This window comes from Corynebacterium sp. KPL1814, assembly GCF_000478175.1.
In the GTDB taxonomy this organism is placed as follows: Bacteria; Actinomycetota; Actinomycetes; order Mycobacteriales; family Mycobacteriaceae; genus Corynebacterium.
In genome coordinates, this window is sequence record NZ_KI515775.1 from 326,584 (window position 1) to 343,991 (window position 17,408).

General features: G+C 57.9%; 20 protein-coding genes. 19 read left to right on the plus strand and 1 reads right to left on the minus strand.

Annotation, left to right across the window (positions count from 1 at the left end; genetic code table 11):
• Positions 1-373 precede the first annotated feature (373 nt).
• The 19 genes from atpB to HMPREF1257_RS05500 all read left to right on the plus strand — a co-directional run bounded on the left by atpB (position 374) and on the right by HMPREF1257_RS05500 (position 16,133).
• Positions 374-1,174, plus strand: coding sequence for a F0F1 ATP synthase subunit A (gene atpB / locus HMPREF1257_RS05415; protein WP_023026356.1), 801 nt, complete (start codon positions 374-376; stop codon positions 1,172-1,174).
• Positions 1,175-1,278: 104 nt separating this feature from the next.
• Positions 1,279-1,518, plus strand: coding sequence for an ATP synthase F0 subunit C (locus HMPREF1257_RS05420; protein ID WP_005280196.1), 240 nt, complete (start codon positions 1,279-1,281; stop codon positions 1,516-1,518).
• A 43-nt stretch (positions 1,519-1,561) separates the two neighbouring features.
• Positions 1,562-2,131 carry a F0F1 ATP synthase subunit B gene (locus HMPREF1257_RS05425; RefSeq protein ID WP_023026357.1) on the plus strand — a complete coding sequence of 190 codons (570 nt, stop codon included), beginning with the start codon at positions 1,562-1,564 and terminating at the stop codon, positions 2,129-2,131.
• A 6-nt stretch (positions 2,132-2,137) separates the two neighbouring features.
• Entirely contained in the window at positions 2,138-2,953 is an 816-nt protein-coding gene (locus tag HMPREF1257_RS05430) for a F0F1 ATP synthase subunit delta (protein ID WP_023026358.1), read from the plus strand.
• 60 nt (positions 2,954-3,013) lie between these two features.
• Positions 3,014-4,654 (plus strand): F0F1 ATP synthase subunit alpha, encoded by a 1,641-nt coding sequence (gene atpA / locus HMPREF1257_RS05435; RefSeq protein ID WP_023026359.1) that lies wholly within the window; start codon positions 3,014-3,016, stop codon positions 4,652-4,654.
• A 50-nt stretch (positions 4,655-4,704) separates the two neighbouring features.
• A complete protein-coding gene (locus HMPREF1257_RS05440; protein WP_023026360.1) occupies positions 4,705-5,694 on the plus strand; it encodes a F0F1 ATP synthase subunit gamma in 990 nt (329 codons plus the stop codon).
• Between the two features lie 3 nt (positions 5,695-5,697).
• Positions 5,698-7,143 carry a F0F1 ATP synthase subunit beta gene (atpD, locus tag HMPREF1257_RS05445; RefSeq protein WP_005280201.1) on the plus strand — a complete coding sequence of 482 codons (1,446 nt, stop codon included), beginning with the start codon at positions 5,698-5,700 and terminating at the stop codon, positions 7,141-7,143.
• A 10-nt stretch (positions 7,144-7,153) separates the two neighbouring features.
• Positions 7,154-7,528, plus strand: a complete 375-nt coding sequence (locus HMPREF1257_RS05450; RefSeq protein ID WP_023026361.1) for a F0F1 ATP synthase subunit epsilon — start codon at positions 7,154-7,156, stop codon at positions 7,526-7,528.
• Positions 7,529-7,710: 182 nt separating this feature from the next.
• Complete coding sequence (locus tag HMPREF1257_RS05455) at positions 7,711-8,190, plus strand: DUF2550 domain-containing protein (RefSeq protein ID WP_034659266.1); 480 nt, start codon at positions 7,711-7,713, stop codon at positions 8,188-8,190.
• 21 nt (positions 8,191-8,211) lie between these two features.
• On the plus strand, positions 8,212-8,904 hold the full coding sequence (gene nucS / locus HMPREF1257_RS05460; protein ID WP_023026363.1) for an endonuclease NucS: 693 nt from the start codon (positions 8,212-8,214) through the stop codon (positions 8,902-8,904).
• Positions 8,904-9,188, plus strand: a complete 285-nt coding sequence (locus HMPREF1257_RS12485; RefSeq protein ID WP_084529612.1) for a hypothetical protein — start codon at positions 8,904-8,906, stop codon at positions 9,186-9,188. The genes nucS and HMPREF1257_RS12485 overlap by 1 nt, the downstream gene beginning before the upstream one ends.
• Before the next feature lie 10 nt (positions 9,189-9,198).
• The gene (locus HMPREF1257_RS05465) at positions 9,199-9,507 is read left to right on the plus strand and encodes a thiamine-binding protein (protein WP_034659367.1); all 309 of its coding nucleotides are present in this window, start codon (positions 9,199-9,201) and stop codon (positions 9,505-9,507) included.
• A complete protein-coding gene (locus HMPREF1257_RS05470; RefSeq protein WP_023026365.1) occupies positions 9,507-10,433 on the plus strand; it encodes a tetratricopeptide repeat protein in 927 nt (308 codons plus the stop codon). The genes HMPREF1257_RS05465 and HMPREF1257_RS05470 overlap by 1 nt, the downstream gene beginning before the upstream one ends.
• Positions 10,434-10,483: 50 nt before the next feature.
• Positions 10,484-11,302, plus strand: a complete 819-nt coding sequence (locus tag HMPREF1257_RS05475; RefSeq protein ID WP_023026366.1) for an ABC transporter ATP-binding protein — start codon at positions 10,484-10,486, stop codon at positions 11,300-11,302.
• On the plus strand, positions 11,302-12,129 hold the full coding sequence (locus tag HMPREF1257_RS05480; protein WP_023026367.1) for an NUDIX domain-containing protein: 828 nt from the start codon (positions 11,302-11,304) through the stop codon (positions 12,127-12,129). The genes HMPREF1257_RS05475 and HMPREF1257_RS05480 overlap by 1 nt, the downstream gene beginning before the upstream one ends.
• Positions 12,126-13,259, plus strand: coding sequence for a hypothetical protein (locus HMPREF1257_RS05485; RefSeq protein WP_023026368.1), 1,134 nt, complete (start codon positions 12,126-12,128; stop codon positions 13,257-13,259). The genes HMPREF1257_RS05480 and HMPREF1257_RS05485 overlap by 4 nt, the downstream gene beginning before the upstream one ends.
• Positions 13,260-13,285: 26 nt before the next feature.
• Positions 13,286-14,068, plus strand: a complete 783-nt coding sequence (locus tag HMPREF1257_RS05490) for an electron transfer flavoprotein subunit beta/FixA family protein (protein ID WP_023026369.1) — start codon at positions 13,286-13,288, stop codon at positions 14,066-14,068.
• An 8-nt stretch (positions 14,069-14,076) separates the two neighbouring features.
• Positions 14,077-15,018, plus strand: coding sequence for an electron transfer flavoprotein subunit alpha/FixB family protein (locus tag HMPREF1257_RS05495; protein ID WP_023026370.1), 942 nt, complete (start codon positions 14,077-14,079; stop codon positions 15,016-15,018).
• The gene (locus HMPREF1257_RS05500; protein ID WP_023026371.1) at positions 15,018-16,133 is read left to right on the plus strand and encodes a cysteine desulfurase family protein; all 1,116 of its coding nucleotides are present in this window, start codon (positions 15,018-15,020) and stop codon (positions 16,131-16,133) included. The genes HMPREF1257_RS05495 and HMPREF1257_RS05500 overlap by 1 nt, the downstream gene beginning before the upstream one ends.
• Here the strand turns inward: HMPREF1257_RS05500 and HMPREF1257_RS05505 are convergent.
• Positions 16,130-17,308 carry an HNH endonuclease signature motif containing protein gene (locus tag HMPREF1257_RS05505; RefSeq protein WP_023026372.1) on the minus strand — a complete coding sequence of 393 codons (1,179 nt, stop codon included), beginning with the start codon at positions 17,306-17,308 and terminating at the stop codon, positions 16,130-16,132. The genes HMPREF1257_RS05500 and HMPREF1257_RS05505 overlap by 4 nt on opposite strands.
• Positions 17,309-17,408: the final 100 nt, after the last annotated feature.

Sequence of the window (17,408 nt, forward strand, 5' to 3'; positions counted from 1 at the left end):
GGTATTAATGGAAGTTGGTCACCCCCGAGGAGGTGTGTTGGCCTGAGTGTGTGATCAAATGCACGTTTGTGAATTAAGCAGGAATAGCGCGGTTTTGTATGGCAAAAGGTGGAAATGGCGCTATCGGGTGTGGCCTATGGGGCCCCCACGTGCAAAAACTGTTGATCCAGCTGATACGATTTGCAACGGGTTACCGCGGGGTTAAGTGTTGCGCTTGAATCCTGCACGGTAAATCCCTGTCTTGTTCACGCTGATGTGCGACGGAGTCCGTGTTCAAGGCAGAGAGTTTGAGACGTCCATCGCACCACAGAGGCCAGCTATTGGCTGTGTGGCCCGAACACGGGAGAGAACGCTGAGCGTTACAACATTGGCTATGAAAGGGCACTTCCATACGCCCGATCTAGGTGAAGAATTCTTCCCGGGGCAAATTGATGCCGACCATCTGTTTTTCGGTGACTTCGCCGACGGATGGTTCGCGCTTGATCGCCTGATGCTGATTCGCATTTTGATGACGCTAATTGTGGTGATCCTTTTCTGGGCTGCCTTTAAGAACCCTAAGTTGGTTCCTTCTGGCATTCAGAATGTGGGCGAGAACGCGGTCGACTTCGTCCGCGTCCATATCGCCGAGGACATTTTGGGTAAGAAGGAGGGAAAGCGATTCCTGCCAATTATCGCTAGCATCTTCTTCGCGGTTCTGTTTATGAACGTCGCGACCGTTATCCCGGGACTTAATGTCTCGCCCAACGGTCGTATTGGTATGCCAATTGTGTTGGCAGCCGTTTCGTACATCGTCATGATTTACGCCGGCGCCAAGCGCTACGGCTTGGGCAAGTTCATTCGCTCCTCCGTAGTGATTCCGAACTTGCCACCGGCATTGCACCTTTTGGTGGTACCGATTGAGTTCTTCTCTACGTTCATTCTGCGACCGGTTACCCTTGCAATTCGTCTCATGGCGAACTTCCTTGCTGGACACATCATCCTGGTTCTTCTCTTCTCTGCTACGAACTTCTTCTTCTGGCAGCTAAATGGTTGGACCGTCCTGTCTGGGCTGACCGTGGTCTTGGGCTTGGCTATGAGCTTGTTCGAGATTCTGGTTATCTTCTTGCAGGCGTACATCTTCGCTTTGTTGACGGCGGTGTACATCGAGTTGTCCTTGCACGCTGATTCGCACTAAGGACGAGGTCGACGAGCGCGACCGAGTAATCCACCTAATTACACAACACTGACATTCGGTCCGGTTCGGACTGAAGATTTTTACGAAAGGGAACGACTTTCACCATGAACGAAATCATTCTGGCACAGGATGCTGCTACGACGTTCGAAGGCTTCGGCACCATCGGCTACGGCCTGGCTGCTATCGGCCCTGGTATCGGTATCGGCATCGTTGCCGGCAAGACCGTTGAGGCTATGGCTCGCCAGCCGGAGATGGCCGGCCAGCTGCGTACCACCATGTTCCTGGGTATCGCCTTCACCGAGGCCCTGGCCCTTATCGGCCTGGTTGCCGGCTTCCTGTTCTAAAAGTACGAGTTTTCCAAACCGAAACTTTTAAGACGGGAGACCTATGAATAACGTCGTTTATTTGCTTGCAGCAGAGGGCGAGGAGAACCCAGGTTCGGGTAGCTTCTCCGTTCTTCTGCCCAAGAACTATGACATTTTCTGGTCTTTGCTGTGCTTCATCGTAATTCTCTGGTTGTTCTGGAAGTTCGTGCTTCCTCGTTACACCAAGTTGCTCGAAGAGCGTGAAGACCGGATTGAGGGCGGCATGAAGCGCGCTGAGGCCCAGCAGGCCGAGGCCAAAGCTGCTCTAGAAAAGTACAATGCTCAGCTGGCTGATGCCCGCGCAGAGGCAGCCGAGATCCGCGAGCAGGCGCGCGAGCGCGGCAAGCAGATCGAGGCTGATGCGAAGAGCCAAGCGGAAGAGGAATCCCGCCGCATCGTCGCCAATGGCGAAAAGCAGTTGGAAGCTTCTCGTGCGCAGGTTGTTACTGAGCTGCGTTCCGAAATGGGGCAGAACTCCATCAACTTGGCAGAGAAGATTCTGGGCGGCGAGCTTTCTGACGCCTCCAAGAAGTCCTCTACCATCGATGGCTTTTTGTCCGAGCTCGACTCTGTGGCACCGGCCGGAAAGTAGGCAACTATGAAGGCAGCTAGCCGCGAAGCACTCGCGAACTCACAATCCCGTGTGGATGAAATCCTCGCTGGCGATAAGAACGTCGCTAGTGCAGTCCAAGCGGGCCTGGACATTTTTGAGGTCGTCGACGTTCTCGATGGGGACCGCGAATTGCGTGTGTCCTTCATTGACGTTGCGGCCCCGGCCGAAGCACGCAAGTCCTTGGCCGAGAATCTCTTTGGCTCCAAGGTTTCTGCCGGTGCTTTGAGCATCTTGCAGGAAGCTGCGGCGAACCAGTGGTCTTCGCCAAAGGACTTCGTCAACGGGCTTGTATCCTTGGGTCGCCGCGCATTGCTGCGCGCCGCCGAGGCGCAGGGCCAATTGGGCCAGGTCGAAGACGAGCTTTTCCGCTTGGCGCAGATTCTGGACCGCGAGGGCGAGCTTACCCAGCTGCTTTCCGATCGAACTGCTGAATCCGCACGCAAGCGCGGATTGCTGGCAAACGTGCTCTACGGCAAGGTGACGATGTTTACTGAAGCGCTCGCGCTGCAGGCCATTAGCCGCCCAGAGCAGAACCCCATTGATGACGTAGCGGGATTGGCCGATACTGCAGCAGCCCTGCAGGATCGCACCATCGCGCGCGTGGTCGCTGCGGGTGAATTGAATGAAGGCCAGCAGGCAGTACTCGCTGAGAAGCTGGGCAAAATTTATGGTCGTGCGATGTCCATTCACTCTGAGGTTGACACCAGCCTCCTCGGTGGCATGCGCATCCGCGTCGGCGATGAAATCATCGACGGTTCGACGGCAGGCAAGATTGCCCGCTTCCGCGCCCAGATGGTGTAGCCGAAACGACAGAAACGAATTAAGTAAGTGCTGGAAGATACTACCGAGAGCAGGAAGAACATGGCGGAGCTGACGATCTCCTCCGACGAGATCCGTAGTGCGATTGCGAACTACACCTCGAGCTACTCCGCGGAGGCCTCCCGTGAGGAGGTCGGCGTGGTCATTTCGGCAGCTGACGGTATTGCGCAGGTTTCTGGCCTGCCGTCCGTTATGGCGAATGAGCTGCTCGAGTTCCCCGGCGGCGTAATTGGCGTCGCACAGAACCTTGACACCAATTCCATTGGTGTCGTGGTGCTGGGTAACTACGAGTCCCTCAAGGAGGGCGACGAGGTTAAGAGGACCGGCGAGGTCCTTTCCATCCCTGTGGGCGAGGACTTCCTCGGCCGCGTTATTAACCCACTGGGCCAGCCCATCGACGGCTTGGGCCCAATCGAAAGCGAAGAGGAGCGCGTCCTCGAGTTGCAGGCACCTTCCGTGCTGCAGCGTCAGCCGGTTGAAGAGCCAATGCAGACCGGCATCAAGGCTATCGATGCGATGACCCCGATCGGCCGTGGTCAGCGTCAGCTGATCATTGGTGACCGTAAGACCGGAAAGACCGCGGTGACCATCGATACCATTTTGAACCAGAAGGCTAACTGGGAGTCTGGCGACAAGGACAAGCAGGTCCGTTGTATTTACGTCGCCATCGGTCAGAAGGGCTCGACCATCGCCAGCGTGCGCCGTACCCTTGAGGAGCACGGCGCGCTGGATTACACCACCATCGTGGCGGCCCCAGCTTCTGATTCCGCCGGCTACAAGTGGCTGGCACCGTTCTCCGGTGCTGCATTGGGCCAGCAGTGGATGTACCAGGGCAACCACGTCCTGGTTATCTACGATGACCTGACCAAGCAGGCTGAGGCGTACCGCGCAATTTCGCTGTTGCTGCGCCGCCCGCCGGGACGCGAGGCCTACCCAGGCGACGTCTTCTACCTGCACTCCCGCTTGCTGGAGCGCGCTGCCAAGCTTTCCGATGACATGGGTGCCGGTTCTATGACCGCACTGCCCATCATCGAAACCAAGGCTAATGACGTCAGTGCCTTTATTCCGACCAACGTCATTTCCATTACTGACGGTCAGGTCTTCTTGGAGTCCGACCTCTTCAACCAGGGTGTTCGCCCGGCTATTAACGTCGGTGTGTCCGTCTCCCGTGTTGGTGGTGCGGCCCAGACCAAGGGTATGAAGAAGGTTGCGGGTAACCTCCGTCTCGACCTGGCTGCATACCGTGACCTGCAGGCATTCGCAGCTTTCGCCTCCGACCTTGACTCTGCGTCCAAGGCGCAGCTGGAGCGCGGCTCCCGCCTGGTCGAGCTGCTGAAGCAGTCCGAATCCTCGCCGCAGCCGGTGGAATACCAGATGGTATCCATTTACCTCGCCGAGGCAGGCATCTTCGACGTCGTTCCCGTCGAAGACGTTCGCCGCTTCGAGGCCGAGGTGCACGAGTACCTCAACGCCAATACTCCAGAGGTCTTTGAGCAGATTGCCGGCGGCAAGGCGCTGAGCGATGAGTCCAAGGAAGCACTCGAGGCTGCGGCCAAGGAGTTCGCTCCTACGTTCCGTACCTCTGAGGGCCACAACTTGGGCACCGAAGCGCCTGTGGATCCTTTGGATGAAAATGACGTGAAAAGCACCGAGCTCAACGTCTCCCGGAAGACGGCTAAGTAGAGTTCAGCTCTCGTAATTAACCGTCTATATGAAAGAAGGGAGGAGAAACGATGGCTAATCTTCGCGAATTACGCGACCGCATTCGGTCCGTGAACTCGACTAAGAAGATCACTAAAGCCCAGGAGCTCATTGCTACCTCGCGCATTACCAAAGCGCAGGCTCGGGTGGAAGCCTCTCAGCCGTATGCGACTGAGCTGACCAATGTCATGAACAGGTTGGCTGCAGCGTCGACGCTAGAGCACCCTATGCTGCGCGAGCGTGAAGACGGCAACGTCGCCGCGATTCTCGTAATCACCTCTGACCGAGGCATGTGCGGTGGCTACAACAACAACGTCTTCAAAAAGGCAGCCCAGCTCAAGGCCCTCCTCGAAAGCAAGGGCTACGAGGTAGTTCGCTACGTCACCGGCAGCAAGGGCATCGGCCACTACAACTTCCGCGAGGAAGCGGTAGCGGGCAGCTGGGATGGTTTCTCTCAGGATCCAACCTGGGAGGGCACCCACGATGTGCGTCGCCACATGATCGATGGCTTCGTTGCTGGTTCTAAGGGCACTACCAAGGGCCGCGAGGGCCTGCATGCGGAAGGTGAAGGCGCAGGTGTTACCGGCTTTGACCAGGTGCATGTGGTCTACACCGAGTTTGAGTCCATGCTGACTCAAACCGCGCGTGCGCAGCAGCTATTGCCTGTTGAGCCGGTAGTGCAGGGCGAGGAGTACGAGATGGGTGACTCCGCACTGGAGGATCCGGAGCCGACGGAAAACATTTCCGCGGACTTCGAATTCGAGCCGGACGCGGATACCCTGATGGAAGCGCTGCTTCCGCAGTACGTCTCGCGTATCCTGTTTGCTATGTTCTTGGAGGCTTCGGCTTCCGAGTCCGCTGCACGCCGTACAGCTATGAAATCTGCTACTGACAACGCAACCGAGATTGCCAATGACCTATCTCGTGTGGCCAACCAGGCCCGTCAGGCACAGATTACCCAGGAAATTTCAGAGATCGTCGGTGGCGCTGGCGCGCTATCTGACAGCGCAGAAAGTGACTAGATTATGACTACAGCTCTGCAAGAGCAGAATGCACAGTCTTCGGCAGTCGCCGGTCGTGTCGTGCGCGTCATCGGTCCGGTGGTGGACGTAGAATTCCCACGCGAGGCACTTCCGGCCCTGTACAACGCACTCCACGTCGAGATTAAGCTCGAAGCTGTGGCAAAGACCGTCACCCTTGAGGTCGCTCAGCACCTCGGTGACAACCTCGTTCGTACCGTGTCCATGGCACCTACCGATGGCCTTGTCCGTGGCGCCGAGGTAGTCGACTCCGGAGAGCCTATCTCCGTTCCCGTCGGCGACGTCGTCAAGGGCCACGTCTTTAACGCCCTCGGTGACTGCCTCGACGAGCCGGGCCTCGGCCGCGATGGTGAGCAGTGGGGCATCCACCGCGAGCCACCAGCGTTCGACCAGCTCGAGGGCAAGACCGAGATCCTCGAAACCGGTATTAAGGTCATTGACCTGCTGACCCCTTACGTTAAGGGCGGCAAGATTGGCCTCTTCGGTGGTGCAGGTGTGGGTAAGACCGTCCTGATTCAGGAAATGATTACCCGTATTGCCCGCGAGTTCTCCGGTACGTCGGTTTTCGCCGGCGTCGGCGAGCGCACCCGTGAGGGCACCGACCTCTTCCTGGAAATGGAAGAGATGGGCGTTCTGCAAGATACCGCACTTGTCTTCGGCCAGATGGACGAGCCACCAGGAGTTCGTATGCGCGTGGCGCTGTCCGGCCTGACCATGGCGGAGTACTTCCGCGATGTGCAGAACCAGGACGTGCTGCTGTTCATTGACAACATCTTCCGTTTCACCCAGGCCGGCTCCGAGGTTTCGACCCTGTTGGGTCGTATGCCTTCCGCAGTGGGTTACCAGCCAACCTTGGCTGATGAGATGGGTGTGTTGCAGGAGCGCATTACCTCCACCAAGGGTCGTTCCATTACCTCTCTGCAGGCCGTTTACGTGCCTGCCGATGACTACACCGACCCGGCCCCAGCCACGACCTTCGCCCACTTGGATGCGACGACCGAGCTGGACCGTGCCATTGCTTCCAAGGGTATTTACCCAGCAGTGAACCCGCTGACCTCTACCTCTCGTATCCTCGAGCCAGGCATCGTGGGCGAGAAGCACTACGAGGTAGCGCAGCGCGTCATCGGTATTCTGCAGAAGAACAAGGAACTGCAGGACATCATCGCCATCCTTGGTATGGACGAGCTGTCTGAAGAAGACAAGGTGACCGTGCAGCGTGCCCGCCGTATCGAGCGCTTCTTGGGTCAGAACTTCTTCGTCGCGCAGAAGTTCACCGGTCTGGAGGGCTCCTACGTGCCGCTGCAGGATACCATCGATGCCTTCGAGCGCATCTGCAACGGTGAGTTTGACCACTACCCAGAGCAGGCCTTCAACGGCTTGGGTGGCTTGGACGACGTCGAAGCTGCATACAAGAAGTTGAACGAGAAGTAGGGAGAGGCACATGGCTGACATCACCGCCGAATTGGTTTCCGTCGAGCGCTCATTGTGGTCTGGTCAGGCCTCCATAGTGACGGCTGAGACCACCGAGGGTGAGATCGGCGTGCTTCCCGGTCACGAGCCTGTGATCGGTCAATTGATCGACAATGGCGTAGTGACCATCCACCCAGTCGATGGCGCGCGGCGCGTTGCCGCCGTCCAGGGTGGCTTCCTCTCCGTTACCCAGGACAAGATTACCGTCCTCGCTGATTGGGCCATCTGGTCCGATGAGGTGGATGAGGCCAAGGCGGAAGAGGATTCCTCTTCGGCTCATGAGCTCACCAAGTCCCGCGGTGAGGCTGCATTGCGTGCACTTCGCCGCGCAGCAAAGGCTGAATAAACCTTGGATTGGTAGGAGAGGGCAGCAATAGCCGCCCTTCCTGCTCTCAGAAAAGCGCACTGGATTTATCCGGTGCGCTTTTTCACGTTTTCTTTGCCTTTTCTTATTGGCGCAGAGGAGGAATCAGGCGCTACAATCCAAATAGTTGTTCTTTCACTAACCAAGGATGGCGTGTGGAGCCCATGAATTCGACGGTTATCTCGGTGGTCCTGTGGGCCTTAGCGTTGGTGGTATTGCTAGTTGTTCTGCTGGCGGCCCTGCGATTTTTTACTCTGCGCTCGCGCGGAACCGCAGTGTTGTTGCGCTCAATGCCGGCGAAGGATAGCTTTTCCTGGCGCCATGGCGTGCTGCGTTATACCGGCGAAGTCGTGGAATACTTCAAACTGCGCTCTGTATTTCCGCGCTATAACCTGTGGTTTAATCGCCTCGACATCACCATTTTGAACTCCCGTTCTTTGGATGATGACGAGGCTTCTTTCATGTCTGATGCCACCGAGGTGGTGCACTTTAGCACCGGGGATGCGGAATACGAGCTGGCTTCCGATTCCCGCGGGATCATGGCTTTCGAAGCTTGGGTCGAGGCTGCGCCGTCCAAGCGGCAACAGCGCTTTGATTACAAGCAGTTGCGGGAGCGAGCCACCCGGCAGTCCAAGCGCCAATAGCAACAGGCTAGGGTAGTAGCCATGCGCTTAGTAATCGCCCGTTGTTCAGTTGATTACGTGGGACGGCTCGACGCCCACCTTCCCTTGGCGGACCGCCTGCTCATCGTCAAGGCAGACGGCTCGGTATCGGTGCATGCCGATGACCGCGCGTATAAGCCCCTGAATTGGATGACCCCGCCGTGCACGGTGCAGGAATCCGTCATCGAGGACGTCGATGGCAATGACACCGGTGAAGTTTTATGGCTTGTGGAAAACCCGAAGGGCGAGCAATTGCGCATCACCATTGCGGAAATCCACGAGGACATCTCCTATGACATGGGCGAAGATCCAGGCCTAGTAAAAGACGGTGTGGAGGCGCACCTACAGGAACTTTTGGCCGAAAAGATCGACACATTGGGCTCCGATTTCACCCTCGTGCGACGCGAGTATCCCACGGCCATTGGCCCGGTAGACATCATGGCAAAAGATGCCGATAACCGGAATGTTGCTGTGGAGGTCAAGCGCCGCGGTGGTATCGACGGGGTCGAGCAGCTAACCCGCTACCTGGAACTGCTCAATCGTGACGAGTTAATTGCCCCAGTATCTGGCATCTTTGCGGCGCAAGAAATCAAGCCACAGGCCCGGACGCTGGCCGAAGACCGCGGGATCCGGTGCGTGGTCTTGGATTACCAAGAGTTGCGCGGACTCGAATCTAAAGAATTGCGGTTGTTTTAATGCCACGGCGAAATAGGCGAAAACCACAGGAATTTCGGCCGTTGCCCAGGGACGGCTCTACCTTCTTCGGATCGCAGACGGTCGAGGGCCCGAGCTGGACGCACGGAGAGCCCTATATCATGCGGCATATTGGCTCCGCGCGGGCGCAGAAATTCTATATCTGCCCGGGGTGTAACCAAAATATTCCGCCTGGGGTAGCCCACATCGTCGCCTGGCCGCGCGATACCGGCAGGCAGGGCGATGACCGCCGCCATTGGCACCGGCACTGCTGGGAGCGAAGGTAGACTTGCGGGCATGATTGTTGCATTTTCAGTAGCACCCGCAGTGGTGGATAATGACTCCGGCGAGATGGCCGATGCCGTGGCGGAGGCGGTCCGCGTGGTGCGAGAATCTGGCCTACCTAATGAAACCAACGCCATGTTCACCCTTTTAGAAGGCGAGTGGGACGAGGTTTTTGGCACTATCAAGAAGGCCACCGATGCGGTGCGTGCGGTATCGCCGCGCACCTCGTTAGTTATTAAGGCCGACATCCGCGAAGGCGTGACGAATCAACTGACAGATAAAGTAGACGCCGTGAATCGGCGTTTAGCTAAGGAGGATTAATGACTTCTGCGAATAATGCTTATGTAGGCGGTGCCCTGGATCTCAGCCAGGTCAAGGCGCGTGCCGAAGCCCGCCAGCAGGCGCAAGAGCAGCCAGCGGCTGGGCAGGCTAGCGGAGTCCAGCCGTTTTTTACGGTCACCGAGGCGAATTTTGAGACCGAGGTGGTGCGCCGCTCCACTGAGGTGCCGGTCGTCGTCCTTATCGGCACCCCGCGCTCTACCCAGTCTGACCAGTTGAAGAAGGACCTGCAGGAATTAGCAACTGCAGGCAACCTTAGCTTCCTCGTCGGCTACGTGGACGCGGATGCCACTCCACAGGTCGCGCAGGCCTTCGGCGTGAAGAACCTGCCCACCGTGGTAGCCATTGGCGCCGGTCAACCCTTGACTAATTTCGAGGGAGCCCAGCCAAAGGAGGCCCTTAAGCAGTGGTTGGATAGCTTGGTAGAAAACGTCGGACCGCAGCTTAAGGGTCTGGAGTCTGCACCGGCCGCAGCGGAGGAGGAAGAAGAGGATGATCCTCGCTTGCAGGAGGCAGAATCCTTCTTGAATTCCGGCGATTTCGATGGCGCGATTAAGGTCTATGAGTCCATCTTGGAAGCGGAACCGGATAATACGCAGATTAAGCAGGCGCGAGACACAACCAAGCTTCTCAAGCGCCTGGATCCGGCACACCAAACCGAGGACCCGATTGCTGCTGCGGATGGGGATAAGGGGGACATCGACAAGCAGATGCGTGCCGCTGACGCCGAAGTCGTGGCAGGTGCCCCAGAAAAGGCCTTCGACCGCCTCATCGAGACCATGAAGGTTTCGGCCGGCGATGAGAAGGCCCAGCTACGGGAACGCCTGCTCGAGCTCTTCGGCCTGTTTGCTGGCAATGATCCGCGTGTCCTTGAGGCGCGCACGAAGCTGGCGAGCGCGCTGTATTAAAGTCGGCGGAGCTGTGTCAATTACTGCGGGCGGTGAATAGATCAGTCACAATGGAAGGCGTGAACGACGTAACCCCAACTGATCAAGACTGGCTCATCGACTTCCGTGGCGTGGAGCTTCGCCGCGACGGCAAGAACTTGGTAGGCCCCGTGGACTGGCAGGTCGAGCTCGATGAACGCTGGGTCATCATCGGGCCGAACGGTGCCGGAAAGACCTCCTTGGTGCGCATGGCGGCAGCGGAGGAATTTCCCTCCAAGGGCACGGCCTTTTTGATGGGCGAGCAAATTGGCAAGACCGATATGCGTGACCTGCGAGCATTGATAGGTCTGTCCTCTGCCGCCGTGCAATCGCGCATCCCCGCGGATGAGCGGGTTTATGACCTTGTTATTTCCGCCGGTTATGCGGTTTTGGGTCGGTGGCGCGAAGAGTACCAGGACATGGACTTTTCCCGTGCCGATGACATCTTGGCCCAGGTCGGTGCCACCCACTTAAAGGATCGGACGTGGACCACGCTTTCAGAAGGCGAGAAGAAGCGCGTTGTCCTCGCCCGCGCTTTGATGTCCAACCCGGAGCTGCTCATCCTTGATGAGCCTTCTGCCGGCATGGACCTCGGCGGGCGCGAGGACCTCGTGGGGTACTTGGGCGATCTCGCGATGGATCCGGATGCCCCTGCCATCGTGATGATAACCCACCACGTGGAAGAAATCCCGTACGGTTTTACCCACGCAATGCTCTTGGATGAAGGGAAAGTGGTAGCGAAGGGGCTCATAAACTCCGTGCTGACCTCGGAGAACCTGTCCCAGGCCTTCCACCAGCCCATCCAAGTAGATCGCATTGGACAGCGGTACTTTGCCCGCCGGATATCTTAATGACCAATCAGATTCATGACCGGCTCGATGCGATCGACGCCAGCGATACCACCGGGTTTAACGGTGGGCGCATGGCGGCGACTGTGCTCCTGCTTCGCGATGGCCCCGAAGGGCTCGAGGTCTGGGTGCAAGAACGCGTGAGCACGATGCGAAACTACCCGGGCCATGCCGTATTTCCTGGCGGTGGGGTAGACCCGCGCGATTTCCCACCGCGTTCGTGGGACTCCGGCGATTTGTGGGCCGGAAAGTCCGTCGTGTCTATGGCTCGGCGGATGGGCGTGACCAAGTACAAGGCGCACGCCTTGGTCTTTGCCGCGGCACGCGAGCTCTTTGAGGAATCCGGTACCTTATTCGCGATTCGGGATGACGGCACGATTTCTAATGCGCGCCGGTATCACCGCGAGCGACGGCTCTTGGAAGACCACACCATCTCGTTTACCGAGTTCCTTAGCAATAACGGTATGCGCGTCGATGCCGATATGCTCCTTCCATGGGCCCGGTGGGTGGGGCAAAGCAAAAACCATTGGTTTGATACTTTTTTCTTCGTCGGCCTGCTACCTAGCGGGCAAGAACCGGACGGGGACACGCATGAGGCCGATGACGCTGGGTGGTTTTCGCCGCAGCTCATCCTGGAAGGCTGGCGTGCCGGACTCGTTCGCCTCGTAGTTCCCACCTGGGCGCAGATGCAACGGTTATGCAAGTACTCCACCGTCCAGGAGGTGCTTGATGATGCCTCCTCGTCCGACCTTCGCCCCGTCATTGGCGACCTCCGCGACGACCCGCAATACGCGGAATATTTCGCCACCACCCCTACAGAGCGCATATGAGTTTCAACCTCGATGAAGTCCGTTTCTTAAGCGAGCACAATGCCGAACTTGCCAGCTGGGACCTAGAGTTGAGCAAGGCTTCGCAGCTGAAGGATTTAGAAAAGCTGAAAGCAGCCTACGGCGACTATGCGCGCTGCGCCATGGAGCTACTTACTGCCCGGCGGGGCGGAAAGCTCCCCGAGACCTGGCTTATGGATGCCGATTCCGCCCAGCAAGCCACCCCGCTGCCTGTCGCACACTATCGCTCAGAATTCCTGCAGCAGCGAGGGATGCGCACCGTCCACGATGTCACGTGTTCTATCGGCACCGAAGGCTATGCATCGCCACTCGACTACTTCGGCTCCGATATTGATGCCTCGCGCCTCGCCATGGCCCGGCATAATTTGGCATCTGACTCGTTCTTTCAAGCAGATGCACTCACTACGACCACCACGGCGGACGTCATTATCGCCGATCCTGCTCGCAGAAAGGCGGGGCGGCGGATTTCCCGCCCGGAGGATTTGCTGCCGCCGCTGCCGGATTTAATCTCCGCGCACAGGAACGCACACCTAGCCATCAAGTGTGCACCCGGTCTTGATTTCAGTGACTGGGACGGATTGGTCACCGTAAGCAGCGTCAATGGAGCGGTTAAGGAGGCGTGCCTTTACACACCTGGCCTCGGAACGGGCAGGCACGCGGTGATGATTCAGGGCAAGTCAATTGATGTTCTCACGGATGAAGAGCACAACCTGCCAGAGGCTGGCGAGATCGGCACGTATCTCATTGACCCCGACGGGGCAGTAGTGCGCGCGGGCCTCGTGCAGCATTATGCGGCGCGCGAGGGATTGTGGCAGATCGATCCGCGGATTGCGTACCTGACGGGGGAGCGCATTCCGCAGGGGATGTCTGGATTTCCATTCATAGAAAAGATCCCCCTAAAGCGCCTAAAATCGGTACTAAAATCTTATGATGCAGGCAGCTTAGAAATCCTTGTGCGCGGCGTAGATGTGGACCCTGACCAGCTAAGAAAGAAGATGAAATTGAAGGGAACGCGGCCTTTCGCGGTCATCATTACGCGAATTGGCTCACAGGGTATCGCGTTGCTTTGCCAACCCCGAGTATTATCGTCCGAAGAGAATTACGCAACATAAATCTATCGGAAAGGTGAGTGCCCCCAATGCCAACGATTGTGGCTCTGGTCAAGCATGTACCGGATACGTGGTCCACCAAATCTCTGGAGGATGACCACACCCTGGATCGCACCTCCGTGGACAACATCATTGATGAGATTAATGAATACTCCGTGGAACAGGCGCTACGCCTGCGCGATGATAATCCGGATGAAAATTACCGTGTTGTCGCTTTAACGATGGGCCCCGCTCAAGCAGATGAAGCCCTCCGCAAGGCCCTTGCGATGGGTGCAGATGATGCGGTCCTCGTATCCGACGACGCACTGGCCGGCGCCGATGCACTGTCTACCGCGTGGACCCTGAACGCAGCGATTAACACGCTAGAGGATGTCCAACTGATCACATTGGGCAATGAGGCTTCCGATGCCTCGACCGGAACGATTGCCGGACTGCTCGCTGAATACCGCCAATTGCCCGCATTGACTGAGCTGCACAAGGTGGAGCTTCAGGGCAGCGCGGTAAAAGGCAGCCGCGAAGACGCCCGCGGAACCTGGGAGCTCGAGGCGGCCCTTCCTGCGATTATTTCCGTCACCGATAAGGCTGATAAACCGCGCTTCCCTAACTTTAAGGGGCTTATGGCCGCAAAGAAGGCAGAGATTACCACTCTGAGCGTGGCGGACTTGGGTATTGATGCCATTGCGCCGACCACGACGGTCACTTCTTCTTCCAAGCGCCCGCCGCGCACGGCAGGCGAGGTTATCTCGGAGCCGCAGCCACAGGATGCTGCGAAGAAGATTGCTGACTTCCTAGCTGCAAAGAACTTGATTTAGGAGTAGAAATGTCTCACGTTTACGTACTTGTTGAACACGATGCAGACAGCATTCTCCCCGTTACCGGTGAGCTCATTACCGCCGCACGCGAATTGGGTACGGTGTCTGCGGTGGTCGTCGGCAAGCAGGCAGATGCCTTCGATGCCGAGCTAGCCGCCCTCGGTGCCGCCCAGGTGGTGCAGGCAACGGCGGAGGATTATGACCAGCGCCTGGTGATTCCTGAGGTTGATGCTTTGCATGCCCTGGGCGCAGCCAATCCAGCGCCCATTGTCCTGGCCGCCAGCCCGACGAATAACGAGATTGCGGGCCGCTTGTCCGCTCGTCTGGCTTCCGGGGCGCTCGTCAATGTGGATTCCATTGAGGCGGATGGCTCTGCAACCATGACCATTTTCGGTGGCACCTACGAGACCACCTCGCAGGCCTCTGGTAGCTGCCCGATATATACCCTGCAGCCCGGTTCCGTTGTGGCGGAGCCCCAGCAGGTGGAAACTCAAGCGGCCCCCATGCCACTGCCTGCGGCAACCGAAAAGGATGTCAAGGTTAATTCCTTTACTTCCGCCGAAAAGTCCGCCCGTCCCGAGCTCACCGCAGCCAAGGTCGTGGTTTCCGGCGGCCGCGGCGTCGGCGATAAGTTCGGCGAGGTCGTAGAGCCGCTTGCCGATGCCCTCGGTGGCGCCGTCGGTGCCACCCGCGACGCCGTCGATGAAGGCTTCTACGATGCCACCCACCAGGTGGGCCAGACAGGCGTGACTGTGTCGCCAGATCTCTACATTGGCTTGGGCATCTCCGGTGCCATTCAGCACACCTCGGGCATGCAGACCTCCGGCACCATCGTGGTGATTAACCAGGACCAGGATGAGCCGTTTTTCCAGATCGCGGATCTCGGCGTCGTCGGTGACCTGCACGAAATCGCCCCAGCTTTGACCGAGGAATTGAAGGCGCGCCAGTAATGCCGCACTATTTCGACTACGCAGCAACCCAGCCGATGCGCCAATCCGCCATCGACGCATGGGTTGCCGCCTCCGGATCGCTCAACTCTAGTGCGCAGTACGCCTCTGGCCGCAGGGCCCGCTCCGTGCTTGACGATGCCCGCGAGAAAGTCGCCTCCCTCCTTGGATGTGAACCCATCGAGGTTGTCTTTACCTCCTCTGGCACCGAGGCAGACAATATCGCTATCCAAGGTCTTTATGCGGCGGGAGATACCAACCGCATCATCTCGACGGATATTGAGCACCCAGCGGTGCGCGATACTGTGAGCAAGCTTGCCCAAGCCGGCGCCACCGTGGATCTGCTCCCCGTGGACCGCAGCGGGCACATCAGCGCTGGGGGCGCTTTCGCGAAACCTGCAGATCTTGCCACCTGCATGTGGGCCAATAACGAAACCGGCGCGGTCCAGCCCATCGAGGATCTCGCATCCCTCGCGCAACAATCCGGTATTCCCCTTCATGTGGATGCGGTGCAGGTAGCGGGCAAGCTGCCCATCAATTTTGCGGAATTGGGCATCACAACGCTTGCCGCCAGCGCCCACAAATTTGGTGGCCCGCGCGGCATCGGCGTGCTATTAGCCAAGCGCACCCCAGCGCCGCAGCCGATTTCCTATGGCGGCGGCCAAGAGCGCGGACTACGCCCAGGCACGGTGGACGTAGCCAGCGCCTCGGCGCTCGCCGCTGCCTTGGAGGAGTCGATCGCCGAAAGCGCTGCCGAGGGCGAGCGCATCGCTGGACTCCGGAACAAGCTGCGGGATGGGATCCTTTCTTCCATTGACAACGTCGTGGTGAATTCCACCGAGCCATGCTTGCCGTCGCACCTACATGTTTCTTTCCCCGGCACCGATGGCGACAGCCTCATTATGCTGCTGGATTCGCTGCAGATTGAGGCATCGACTGGCAGCGCCTGCAGCGCAGGCGTCAACCGCATGTCCCATGTGCTTTCTGCAATGGGTGTCAGCGAGGAAGAAGGAATCGGGTCCCTCCGGTTCACCTTGGGGCGCCTTACTTCCGAAGACGATGTGGATTACGTGCTCGCGCACTTGCCGGACGTCATCGCCCGGGCCCGCACGGTTTAAGTATCAGCCCTTTCTTTGGCAGCACTCCGCCGCGCGGCGATTGCCTGGGCCACGGTTAGCGCCCAGTTCTTATTCTTCGCCGCTAGCGGGCCCTGCGGTTCATCGTATTCCCACCGCCCGTCCTGGAAGAGCCAGACAATGTCCCCGCTGTGCGGATCCATGATGTAAAAGGCGCTTTTATCCGTCTTTACATTGTGGTGGTGCTGGCACAGCGAGGCCAAATTTCCAGCCGCCGTCTTTCCTCCGTCTGAGAAATCGATCCGGTGGTCTTTTTGGCACCTGAAGGCCGGGCGGTTGCACCCGGGCCAGCGGCACACACCATCGCGACCCTCCACATAAGCACCGATGAGTGGCGGCGTGGAGTAGGACGGGCTGACCCTTGTTGCCGCCTGGTCCATATCGCGAGTAGTGGACGGGGTTAGACGGTCTGCAGTATCTGGGTGAATCCACCCATAGCCCTGGATAAAACCTGGAGCCGCATTTACGTCGCTGGCGCGGTACATATATAGATGTACCTGAGTTTTATCTTCGATGTTTCCGAGGATCAGCTGGGCCAGGGCATCGGCCTTACTGATTCCGTGTTCTTCCGCCGTACGCTGAACAACCTCGTCAATGAGGATGAGCGCATCTTCATCGAACTCTACGTTTAACCCTGCTCTTCCGCCCGCGGTGGGATAGATGAAATAGGAGTCATTTCGTGCGTCCCCTTCCTCGGAGTCTTTGTCTCCGCCGGTGTCCGAAGATTCCATTGTGATAAGCCCATTGAGCTTTCGGCGAAGGGCAGCATTCGATGGAAAGCTTTGGCCCGGCTTTGTGGGGGTTAAGTACTTTTCCAATTCGGCGTCTATACGCTGGAGGACGCCGCTGTCTACCTCACCAAGTTTGCTTAAGACCGCATCAATGGTGATAAGCCGAGAGAAATCGAGGAAGTAGTAGGTTTCCTGTAGCAGTTTGGTGCGCGGCAATTCCTCCAAACGGTAGAGGGCCATGGTGATATCCCTCGTTCGCCGTTCGCTTAAGCCGGTGCGAGCCGCCAAAGTATGGCACGAAATATCGAAATCGTCTTCTAGGGTTGGTCTAATTTCTTTCCAGAGTAGGTAGTCGGATTTTCTATTACAGGTGGCACTGACCGCGAGATCATCATGTGGATCAGTGATGAGGTAGTAGGGTTCCATGGCGATTATCCCCCGAATTTCGCACTAAGTTTCTAATTTTCATACGTTCACCATAAGTTACCCGCTAGACCCGTGCAAGCCGAAAAGTGAAAATATGTTC